Annotated in this window: 7 protein-coding genes and 1 pseudogene; 3 read left to right on the top strand and 5 right to left on the bottom strand. The window is 71.3% G+C overall.

Annotated features, from left to right (window positions below; genetic code table 11):
• Window positions 1-56: 56 nt before the first annotated feature.
• From ABTZ17_RS34055 to ABTZ17_RS34045, 3 genes are all read right to left on the bottom strand, one after another.
• Window positions 57-1349: a M18 family aminopeptidase gene (locus ABTZ17_RS34055; protein ID WP_352199676.1), complete on the bottom strand. Its 1293-nt coding sequence runs from the start codon at window positions 1347-1349 to the stop codon at window positions 57-59.
• A gap of 143 nt (window positions 1350-1492) precedes the next feature.
• Entirely contained in the window at window positions 1493-2230 is a 738-nt protein-coding gene (locus ABTZ17_RS34050) for a hypothetical protein (protein ID WP_352199675.1), read from the bottom strand.
• Window positions 2231-2341: 111 nt separating this feature from the next.
• The gene (locus tag ABTZ17_RS34045) at window positions 2342-4171 is read right to left on the bottom strand and encodes an acyl-CoA dehydrogenase (RefSeq protein ID WP_352199674.1); all 1830 of its coding nucleotides are present in this window, start codon (window positions 4169-4171) and stop codon (window positions 2342-2344) included.
• A gap of 185 nt (window positions 4172-4356) precedes the next feature.
• Between ABTZ17_RS34045 and ABTZ17_RS34040 the strand changes: the two genes are divergently transcribed.
• Window positions 4357-4824 (top strand): SseB family protein, encoded by a 468-nt coding sequence (locus ABTZ17_RS34040; protein WP_352199673.1) that lies wholly within the window; start codon window positions 4357-4359, stop codon window positions 4822-4824.
• A 131-nt stretch (window positions 4825-4955) separates the two neighbouring features.
• Window positions 4956-5927 carry a pirin family protein gene (locus ABTZ17_RS34035; RefSeq protein WP_352199672.1) on the top strand — a complete coding sequence of 324 codons (972 nt, stop codon included), beginning with the start codon at window positions 4956-4958 and terminating at the stop codon, window positions 5925-5927.
• Between the two features lie 128 nt (window positions 5928-6055).
• Here the strand turns inward: ABTZ17_RS34035 and ABTZ17_RS34030 are convergent, their stop codons facing one another.
• A complete protein-coding gene (locus ABTZ17_RS34030; RefSeq protein ID WP_352199671.1) occupies window positions 6056-8293 on the bottom strand; it encodes a SpoIIE family protein phosphatase in 2238 nt (745 codons plus the stop codon).
• A gap of 180 nt (window positions 8294-8473) precedes the next feature.
• On the opposite strand from ABTZ17_RS34030, the gene aspS reads away from it, so the two are divergent.
• Window positions 8474-10255, top strand: coding sequence for an aspartate--tRNA ligase (aspS, locus tag ABTZ17_RS34025; RefSeq protein ID WP_352199670.1), 1782 nt, complete (start codon window positions 8474-8476; stop codon window positions 10253-10255).
• Window positions 10256-10433: 178 nt separating this feature from the next.
• On the opposite strand, the pseudogene ABTZ17_RS34020 reads toward aspS, so the two are convergent.
• Window positions 10434-10661, bottom strand: a pseudogene (locus tag ABTZ17_RS34020) (hypothetical protein); the annotation flags it as partial.

The raw sequence follows: 10661 nt of genomic DNA, 5'->3' as shown, positions 1-10661 counted from the left end.
GCGGGGCCAGACACCCCCGCCCCCCCCCCCCCCCCGCCGCCGCGTGCGGTTCGGTCTCAGCCCTCCAGGAAGGCCGTCAGGGCGTTCGCGAGGAGGTAGGGGTCGTCCGCCCCGCAGAGCTCGCGGGCGCTGTGCATGGAGAGGATGGCCACGCCGATGTCGACGGTGTGGATGCCGTGCCGGGCGGCCGTGATGGGGCCGATGGTGGTGCCGCAGGGCATGGAGTTGTTGGAGACGAAGGTCTGCCAGGGCACTCCGGCGCGCTCGCAGGCCGCCGCGAAGACCGCGCGGCCGGAGCCGTCGGTGGCGTAGCGCTGGTTGACGTTGACCTTGAGGATCGGGCCGCCGTTGGCGCGCGGGTGGTGCGTGGGGTCGTGCCGCTCGGCGTAGTTGGGGTGCACGGCGTGGCCGGTGTCGGAGGAGAGGCAGACCGTGCCGGCGAAGGCGCGGGCGCGGTCCTCGTACGCGCCGCCGCGGGCGAAGACTGAACGTTCCAGCACGCTGCCCAGGAGGGGGCCGTCGGCGCCGGTGTCGGACTGGGAGCCGTTCTCCTCGTGGTCGAAGGCGGCCAGCACCGGGATGTAGGGCAGGGCGGGTTCGGCGGAGACCGCGGCGAGGGCGGCGGTGCCGGCGTGCACGGAGATCAGGTTGTCCATGCGGGGGCCGGCCAGCAGCTCCTGGTCGCGGCCGAGGTAGGCGGGCGGCTCGATGGAGTGGACCATCAGGTCCCAGCCGGCCACCTCGCCCTGCGGGATGCCGTTCTCGTCCTCCAGGAAGGCGATGAGGTCGCCCTCCTGGACTTCGCCGAGGCCCCAGATGGGCTGCATGTGGCGCTGCTTGTCGAGCTTGAGGCCGTCGGTGTTGACGGACCGGTCGAGGTGCACGGCCAGCTGCGGGACGCGCAGCAGGGCGCGGTCGACGTTGACGAGGCGGTGGCTGCCGTCGCGGAGGGTGAGGCGGCCGGCGAGGCCGAGGTCGCGGTCGAGCCAGGTGTTGAGCAGGGTCCCGCCGTAGATCTCCACGGCGATCTGGCGCCAGCCCTGGGAGCCGGTGTCGGGGAGCGGCTTGACGCGCAGGTTGGGGGAGTCGGTGTGGGCGCCGACGATCCGGAAGGGGGTGTGCGCGGCGGCGCCCTCGGGGACGTACCAGGCGATGATCGCGCCGCCGCGCAGCACGAACTTCCCGCCTGTGCTCCCGTCCCAGGCGTCCGTTTCCGACAGCTGACGGAACCCTGCCTTCTCCAGGCGCGCGGCGGAGTTGGCCACGGCGTGGTACGGCGAGGGGCTCGCCGCCAGGAAGGTCATCAGGTCGTCGGTGTGGCCGCGGTCGAAGCGGGCGGGAGAGCTCATGTGGTTCACCTTAACGACGGTCGTGTTCAGCGGGTCCGGAGTGGGTCGGGCGGCCGTGGCCGGGGCGCGTGAGGTGTGACTCCCCCGGCCGGCGGCGGCCCCGTGTCGCTGTTTCCCGGTGCGGGCCCCGGTCCGGCCGTGTCTCAGCCCGACGGACGGTCGAAACGCCGGCCGAGCTGCCGTCGCTCGCCCCGCCGGATGCGCGGGAGCATCTCCGGGGTCTGGGGCGAACGTTGTGCGCGTCTTTTCCGTCCGGCGCAGAAGATACAGCCCTCGCCGGGCGGAGCGTCGGGATCGATCGGCGCGCCGGGGTGTTCGGCGCATCCTGAGGGGTTGCGGGGGCGGGAGAGTTCACGGGCGGTGATGAAGGCGCGGTGCAGTCCGTCGGCGATGTCCACGAAGGCGTCGCCGGGTGAGCTGACGGAGAGGTGGAAGCTGGCCTCGGTGACCTCGCGGACGTACCCGCGGAGCTTGTCGAGGGTGTACGGGCCCTCCGGGACGGGATAGCCGAGCCGGCGGGGCCGTTCCGCGTCGAGGGCGCCGGAGCTGGGGGTGAGGCCCTGGCGGCGCATGCTCATGCGGCGGCGGTCGTTGCAGATCAGGCAGCGGCCCCAGCCGTCGGGGGCCTCGGGGTCGAGGGCGCCGTCGGGGTGGTCGGCGCACCCGGTGTAGCTCTTGGCGGGCGCCATGCCCGCGGCGGTCCGGAAGGCGCCGTGCAGGGCGTCGGTGACGGGCTCGTACTCGGCGGGGTGGGCGCCTTCGTACAGCTCCTGGACCTGGTCGCCGAGTGATCCGAGCTTTCCGCGAAGCTCGGCGAGCTGGTAGGGCCGTCCGGTCGGGACGGAGTACCCCCTGCGGTGCTGCTCCTCCTGTGGGCTCATGACTAGAGCGTGCCACGGTCCGCCGACATCCCGATGCCGCGAGGGGCCGGGGCGCTGTCGTGACGCAGTGCCCCGGCCCCTCGCGGCCGGTGTCGTGGAGCCGGACCCGTCCTAGAAGACGGCCTCGTCGAGCTCCATGAGGGAGTTGTCGACGGCCTCGGCCAGGGCGCGGGCGACGCCGACGCCCGGCAGGACCTGCGAGGCGAAGAACTTCGCGGCGGCGATCTTGCCCTGGTAGAAGGCGGTGTCCTTGGCGGAGGTGCCGGCGGCCAGCTTCTCGGCGGCGACGGCGGCGCCCTTGAGCAGCAGGAAGCCGATGACCACGTCGCCGGAGGCGAGCAGCAGGCGGGTGGTGTTCTGGCCGACCTTGTAGATGTTCTTGACGTCCTCGCCGGTGGCGGTGAGGTCGGTGATCATCTGGCCGACGATGCCTTCGAGGTCCACGGCGGCCTTGGCCAGCGCGTCGCGGGCCGGGGCCAGCTCCTCGCCGCCCACGCCCTCGGCGAGGAACTTCTTGATCGTCTCGGAGAGGACGTTCAGGGAGGCGCCCTGGTCGCGGACGATCTTCCGGAAGAAGAAGTCCTGGCCCTGGATGGCGGTGGTGCCCTCGTAGAGGGTGTCGATCTTGGCGTCCCGGATGTACTGCTCGATCGGGTATTCCTGCAGGTAGCCGGAGCCGCCGAAGATCTGCAGGGACTCGGAGAGCAGGGCGTAGGACTTCTCGGAGCCGTAGCCCTTCACGATCGGCAGGAGCAGGTCGTTGAGGCCGATGGCGGCGGAGGCGTCCTCGCCCGCGGCCTGCTTGAGGGCGATCTCGTCCTGGACGGTGGCCGTGTAGAGGACCAGCGCGCGCATGCCCTCGGCGTACGCCTTCTGGGTCATGAGCGAGCGGCGCACGTCGGGGTGGTGCGTGATGGTGACCTTGGGCGCGGACTTGTCCATGAAATTGGCCAGATCCGGACCCTGCACGCGCTCCTTGGCGTACTCCAGGGCGTTCAGGTAGCCGGTGGAGAGGGTGGCGATGGCCTTCGTGCCGACCATCATCCGCGCGAACTCGATGATCATGAACATCTGGCGGATGCCGTCGTGCTTGTCGCCGATGAGCCAGCCCTTGGCGGGGTGGCGGTCGCCGAAGGTCATCTCGCAGGTGTTGGAGGCCTTGAGGCCCATCTTGTGCTCGACGTTGGTGGCGTAGACGCCGTTGCGCTCGCCCAGCTCGCCGGTCTCCCAGTCGAAGTGGAACTTCGGGACCAGGAAGAGGGAGAGGCCCTTGGTGCCGGGGCCGTGGCCCTCGGGGCGGGCGAGGACGTAGTGGAGGATGTTCTCCGACATGTCGTGCTCACCGGAGGTGATGAAGCGCTTCACGCCCTCGATGTGCCAGGAGCCGTCGGCCTGCTGCACGGCCTTGGTGCGGCCGGCGCCCACGTCGGAGCCCGCGTCGGGCTCGGTGAGGACCATCGTGGAGCCCCACTGCTTCTCCACGGCGATCTGCGCGATGCGCTTCTGGGCCTCGTTGCCCTCCTCGTGGAGGATGCCCGCGAAGGCCGGGCCGGAGGAGTACATCCAGATGGCCGGGTTCGCGCCGAGGAGCAGCTCCGCGTAGGCCCAGATGAGGGAGCGGGGGCTGGTGGTGCCGCCGATCTCCTCGGGCAGGCCCAGGCGCCAGTACTCGGAGTCCATGAAGGCCTGGAAGCTCTTCTTGAAGGAGGCCGGGACCGGCGCGGTGTTGGTCTCGGGGTCGAAGACCGGCGGGTTGCGGTCGGCGTCCTCGAAGGAGGCGGCCAGCTCGTTCTCGGCCAGGCGCGCGATCTCGGACAGCACGTCCTTGGCGGTCTCGCCGTCCATCTCCGCGAACGGTCCGGTGCCGTACACCTTGTCGCGGCCGAGGACCTCGAAGAGGTTGAACTCGATGTCTCGCAGGTTCGGCTTGTAGTGCCCCATGGCGACGGCTCCGTTAAGGCTCGGGAAGGCAGGTCCTCGTACGTCGGACGCGAACTCGTACCAATCGGTAACACAATGATGCTACCCACCAGTAATAAGAAGCAACCCCTTCCCGCACACTGTGACGGGAGTCAATCCCCCGGCGCCACCGGTCGTGTGCCCTCCCGCTCGGTAGTCTGTCGCCCATGTACGGCTACGACCAGAACGTGAACGCCGGGCAGCAGTACTCCGCCCCGCAGCCGCAGCAGCAGCAGATGCCCGGCTACGGCGAGCAGCCGCTCTATCCGGAGCCTTCGCCTCCGTCTCTGGCCGATGCCGTGCGGGCCTTCACCACCGGCTCGCTGTCCGCCGAGGACTTCCAGCAGATCTTCGCCACCTCGAAGGTCTACTGCCCGCGCGGGGACAACCCCGGCTTCCTGGCGCTGCACAACACCCAGCAGCCGGTGATCCCGATGTTCAGCACGCTCAAGGAGCTGCGCCGGTACGCGGGCAAGGAGTCCAAGTACTTCGTGATCACCGGCGCCGAGGTGATCGACCTGCTCCCCACCGGCTACGGCTTCGTCCTCGACATGGAGGGCGATCACCGCATGGTCTTCGACGCGAAGGCCGTGGAGCAGATGGTCGACTTCGCCATGCGGCGCATGTACGGCTGACGCACCGGCCCCGACCTGCCCTTCCGTACCTCGACGGACCCCCGGGAATTCCTCCCGGGGGTCCGTTGTCGTGTGCCACGTAGCGGAAAGTTCGAGATTCAACTAAACTCTGAGCAGAAGGAGGTCAGACCATGCCTGCTGTGACCGTGGAGAACCCGCTGACCCTGCCGCGGGTGGCCGTACCGACGGATGCCGTGTCCCGGCCCGTACTGGGCGTCACGACCGCGCCGACCGGCTTCGAGGGCGAGGGCTTCCCCGTGCGCAGGGCGTTCGCGGGGATCCACTACCGCCACCTCGATCCGTTCATCATGATGGACCAAATGGGTGAGGTGGAGTACCAGCCCGGGGAGCCGAAGGGCACCCCCTGGCACCCGCACCGCGGCTTCGAGACCGTCACCTACATCATCGACGGCACCTTCGACCACCAGGACTCCAACGGTGGCGGCGGCACCATCACCAACGGCGACACCCAGTGGATGACGGCGGGCTCCGGCCTGCTCCACATCGAGGCGCCGCCGGAGCACCTGGTGGTGTCGGGCGGGCTCTTCCACGGCCTCCAGCTGTGGGTGAACCTCCCCGCCAAGGACAAGATGATGGCCCCCCGCTACCAGGACATCCGCGGCGGCACCGTGCAGCTGCTCACCACCCCCGACGGCGGGGCGCTGCTCCGCGTCATCGCCGGGGAGCTGGACGGCCACCAGGGTCCCGGGATCACCCACACGCCGATCACGATGATCCACGCCACGGTGGCCCCGGGCGCCGAGGTCACCCTGCCCTGGCGGGAGGACTTCAACGGTCTGGCGTACGTGCTGGCCGGTCGCGGCTCGGTGGGCGCGGAGCGCCGCCCGATCCACCTGGGCCAGACCGCGGTCTTCGGCGCGGGCGGCTCGCTGACCGTCCGCGCGGACGAGAAGCAGGACGCCCACACCCCCGACCTGGAGGTCGTGCTGCTCGGCGGCCAGCCGATCCGGGAGCCGATGGCGCACTACGGGCCGTTCGTCATGAACACCCGGGAAGAGCTCCAGCAGGCCTTCGAGGACTTCCAGAAGGGGCGCCTGGGCACGGTCCCGGCCGTGCACGGCATGGGCGAGGGCGGTCTGTAGCCGCCCGGCGCCTCGGAGACCTCCGGTCCCCCCTGGCCGGAAGGAACGCGGGAGCCCCCGCCCGGACACCCGGGCGGGGGCTCCCGCGCGCGGTTCCACGGCCCAGCCCCCGCGCGTGCGGCGGGGGCTCAGGCCCCGCGCGCTCCCGCGGGGCCGTCACCCTCGGGGCTGTCCGCCGGCCCGTCCGCGGTGCCCTCCGCCGGGGCGGCCGGCTCGTGCAGCTCGAACCAGATCGACTTGCCCTCGCCGCGGGGGTCCACGCCCCAGGCGTCGGCCAGCATCTCCATCAGGAGCACGCCCCGGCCGCTGGAGGCCATCTCGCCGGGCTGCCGCTTGTGGGGCAGCTCGTCGCTGCCGTCGGCGACCTCCACGCGCAGCCGCCGGGAGCCGCGCTCGCCCACCGCCTCGGCGGTCAGCAGGGCGTCCCCGTCGGTGTGCATGAGGACGTTCGTGACCATCTCGGAGACCATCAGCACGGCCGAATCCACCTGGTCCTCCTCGGTCCAGTCGTGCAGCAGCTCCCGGATCTGCCGGCGGGCCCCGGCGATCCGCTCGGGCTCCGCCTGGGCCACGGTGATCATCGTGCGGCGCACCGCGCGCACGTGCCCGCCGTCCGGGCCGCCGGAGCCCCCGCAGCCGCAGCCCGGCCCTTCCCGGCACAGCAGCACCAGGGCGATGTCGTCCTCGCGGCGGTCCGCCAGCGGGCCCGTGGTGTGGTGCGAGGAGGGCCCGTGCACCACCGACACCAGCTGGTCGGCGAGCCGGTCCAGATCGCCCGCGGTGTCCGCGCCGGCCTCCAGGACGGCCCGCAGCCGGGCCCACCCGGTGTCCAGGTCGTGCCCGCCGGTCTCGATCAGCCCGTCGGTGCACAGCATCATCGTCTCGCCCGGCTCCAGGGTGAACCGGGTGGTCGGGTAGTCGGTGTCGGGCACGATGCCCAACGGCAGCCCGCCCGCGGTGGGCCGCGTCAGGACCGTCCCGTCGGACATCCGCACCGCCGGCTCCGGATGCCCGGCCCTGGCCAGCTCCAGGGAGCCGGTCTCCGGATCGCACTCCACGTACAGGCAGGTCGCGAACCGGGGTACGGAGAACGCGTCGGCCTCCTCGGCGTCCCCCTCCTCCGGCCCGTCCGCCCCGGAGCCCGTGGCCGAGCCGTACGAGCCCGAGATCCCGGCGAGGAAGCGCGAGGCCCGGGAGAGCACGGCGTCCGGCCGGTGCCCCTCCGAGGCGTAGGCGCGGACCGCGATCCGCAACTGCCCCATCAGCCCCGCCGCGCGCACGTCGTGCCCCTGCACGTCCCCGATGACCAGCGCGAACCGGCCGGAGGGCAGCGGGATCACGTCGTACCAGTCCCCGCCCACCTGGAGCCCGCCGCCGGTGGGCACGTACCGGGCGGCGATCCGCATCCCGGGGATGTCCGGGCCGAGGCGGGGCATCATCGACCGCTGCAGGCCGGTGGTCAGCTCCCGCTCGGTCTCGGCCACCCCGGCCCGCTGGAGGGCCTGCGCCAGCATCCGGGCCACCGTGGTCAGCACCGAGCGCTCGTCGGGGGAGAAGCCCACCGGATGCTTGAAGGCCGCCATCCAGGCGCCCATCGTGCGCCCCGCGACGATCAGCGGCAGGAAGGCCCAGGAGACCCGACCGAAGCGCTGGGCCAGCGGCCAGGTCGCCGGGAAGCGCCGCTTGTACTCCTCCGGGTCCGGCAGGTAGATCGCCCGGCCGGTCCGCACCACCTGTGCGGCCGGGTAGTCCGTCTCCAGACGCATGTCGGAGAAGGGACCCTCGTCCCCCGGCCCGTGCCCGTGGTGCCCGATGATCCGCAGCCGGTCCCCCGCCACCCCGAACACCGCCAGCCCGTCCGGACTGAACCCGGGCATCGACAGCGAGGCCGCCACCCGCAGCACCTCCGCGGTGGACCGGGCCTCCGCCAGCGCCCGCCCCGCGTCCAGCAGGAAGGCCTCGCGGGAGCGCCGCCAGTCCCCGGTGATCGGGGTGTGCGCGGCCGTGGTGCCCGGCTGCGGCTCGGCGATCTCCTCGATGGTGCCGATCAGCCGGTAGTCCGTCCGGCCCACCAGCGGCTTGGAACGGCTGCGGACGGTACGCAGCACCCGACCGTCCTCGTCCATGATCCGGAGCCGGGCCTCGGCCAGGGTGCCCTCGGCCACCGCGAGGTTCACCACCCCGTTGATCTCGATCCAGTCCACCGGGTGGAAGCGGGACCGCACCGCCGACTCCGGCAGCTCCACAGCCTCCGGGGGCAGCCCGAGCAGCCGGGCGGCCTCGCCGTCCAGGCTGACCGTCCCGGACGCGTTGTCCCAGCGCCACAGGCCGGTCGCCACGGCGGCCAGGACGTCCTCGGTGCGCACCGACTCATCTTTACAGGTCATCGCACCGGTCCGCCCGTCCGGCGGGGCGGACCGGCCGGGTCCGGGGCGGACCGCTCCGCCCGTCCGGCCGCGCCCGGGGCGGACGGTAACCTTGCAAGGGTTGACTGCCACCCTGCTATCGCGAAGAACACCCGGATATCGCGAAGAACTGGATGAACGATGCATCGGTACAGGTCCCACACCTGCGGCGAGCTCCGCGCCTCTGACGTCGGCACCGACGTCCGGCTGAGCGGCTGGCTGCACAATCGTCGAGACCTGGGCGGCATCCTCTTCATCGATCTGCGCGACCACTACGGCATCACGCAGCTCGTGGCGCGTCCCGGCACCGCCGCCGCCGAGGTCCTCGACAAGCTGTCGAAGGAGACCACGGTCCGCGTGGACGGCAAGGTCGTCTCCCGCGGCGCCGAGAACATCAACCCCGACCTCGCCACCGGCGAGATCGAGATCGAGGCCGTCGAGGTCGAGGTGCTCGGCGCGGCCGCCCCGCTGCCGTTCACGATCAACACGGACGACGGCGTCAACGAGGAGCGCCGCCTGGAGTACCGCTTCCTCGACCTGCGCCGCGAGCGCATGCACCGCAACATCATGCTGCGCTCCGCCGTCATCGGCTCGATCCGCGACAAGATGCGCGCCCTCGGCTTCAACGAGATGGCGACCCCGATCCTGACCGCGACCTCCCCCGAGGGCGCCCGCGACTTCGTGGTCCCGTCCCGCCTGAACCCGGGCAAGTTCTACGCCCTGCCGCAGGCCCCGCAGCAGTTCAAGCAGCTGCTGATGATCTCCGGCTTCGACCGGTACTTCCAGATCGCGCCCTGCTTCCGCGACGAGGACGCCCGCGCCGACCGCTCGCCGGGCGAGTTCTACCAGCTCGACGTGGAGATGTCCTTCGTCGAGCAGGAGGACGTCTTCCAGCCGATCGAGAAGCTGATGACCGAGCTCTTCGAGGAGTTCGGCAACGGCCGCCACGTCACCTCGCCGTTCCCGCGGATCCCGTTCCGCGAGTCGATGCTCAAGTACGGCAACGACAAGCCCGACCTGCGCACCGCCCTGGAACTCGTCGACATCACCGACGTGTTCGCGGACTCGGAGTTCAAGGCGTTCGCGGGCAAGCACGTGCGCGCCCTGGCCGTCCCGGACACCGGCGACCAGCCCCGCAAGTTCTTCGACGGCCTGGGCGACTTCGCGGTCTCCCTCGGCGCGAAGGGCCTGGCCTGGGTCCGCGTCGGCGAGGAGAACGCCCTCACCGGCCCGATCGCCAAGTTCCTCACCGAGGAGAACGTCAAGGTCCTCGTGGAGCGCCTGGGCCTCAAGCCCGGCCACGCGGTCTTCTTCGGCGCCGGCGAGTTCGACGAGGTCTCCAAGATCATGGGACCCGTCCGCGTCGAGGCCGCCAAGCGCGCCGGCCAGTTCGAGGAGGACGTGTTCCGCTTCGCCTGGATCGTCGACTTCCCGATGTACGAGAAGGACGAGGAGACCGGCCGGATCGACTTCTCGCACAACCCCTTCTCGATGCCCCAGGGCGGCCTTGAGGCCCTGGAGACCAAGGACCCGCTGGACGTCCTCGGCTGGCAGTACGACATCGTCTGCAACGGCATCGAGCTCTCCTCCGGCGCCATCCGGAACCACGAGCCCGAGATCATGTTCAAGGCGTTCGAGATCGCCGGCTACTCCAAGGAGACCGTCGAGACCGAGTTCGCGGGCATGCTGCGCGCCTTCCAGTTCGGCGCCCCGCCGCACGGTGGCATCGCCCCGGGCGTGGACCGCATCGTGATGCTCCTGGCCGACGAGCCGAACATCCGCGAGACCATCGCCTTCCCGCTCAACGGCAACGCCCAGGACCTGATGATGGGCGCGCCCACCGTCCTGGAGGAGGCCCGCCTGCGCGAGCTGAACATCGCGCTGCGCAAGCCGGTCGAGGTCAAGGAGAAGGACGCCCAGTAGGCGCCCCTCCCGCAAAGCGCCGAGGCGCCCCTTCCCGTTCGGGGAGGGGCGCCTCCGGCGTTCCCGGGGTACGGACGAGCCGTCCCGGGGAGAGGGAAACGGAAGGGCGGCGTTCCCCACCCCCGTGGAGGAACACCGCCCTTCCGCCGATCAGGTCGGCCGGCAGCCGTCGTCGGTGCTAGTGGATGCCGGTGTAGACCTGCCAGCCGGTGCCGAGCTGTACGGCCTTGGTGAAGGTGCCGTTGGTGGTGGAGTTCAGGCGCCAGATCCTTCCGCTGGTGTCGCGGGCGGCCAGGTCGGGTCGGCCGTCCCCGGTGAGGTCGCCGAGGCCCACGATCGCGTTGTACTTCGTGCCCCAGTTCCGGTGCAGCGCGGTCTTCTGGCCGAAGGAGCCCTTGCCGTTGCC

The organism is Streptomyces sp. NPDC097619 (assembly GCF_040302735.1).
Lineage (GTDB): Bacteria > Actinomycetota > Actinomycetes > Streptomycetales > Streptomycetaceae > Streptomyces.
The sequence above is the reverse complement of the archived record's forward strand: the minus strand, read 5'-3'. Positions and strand labels throughout refer to the sequence as shown.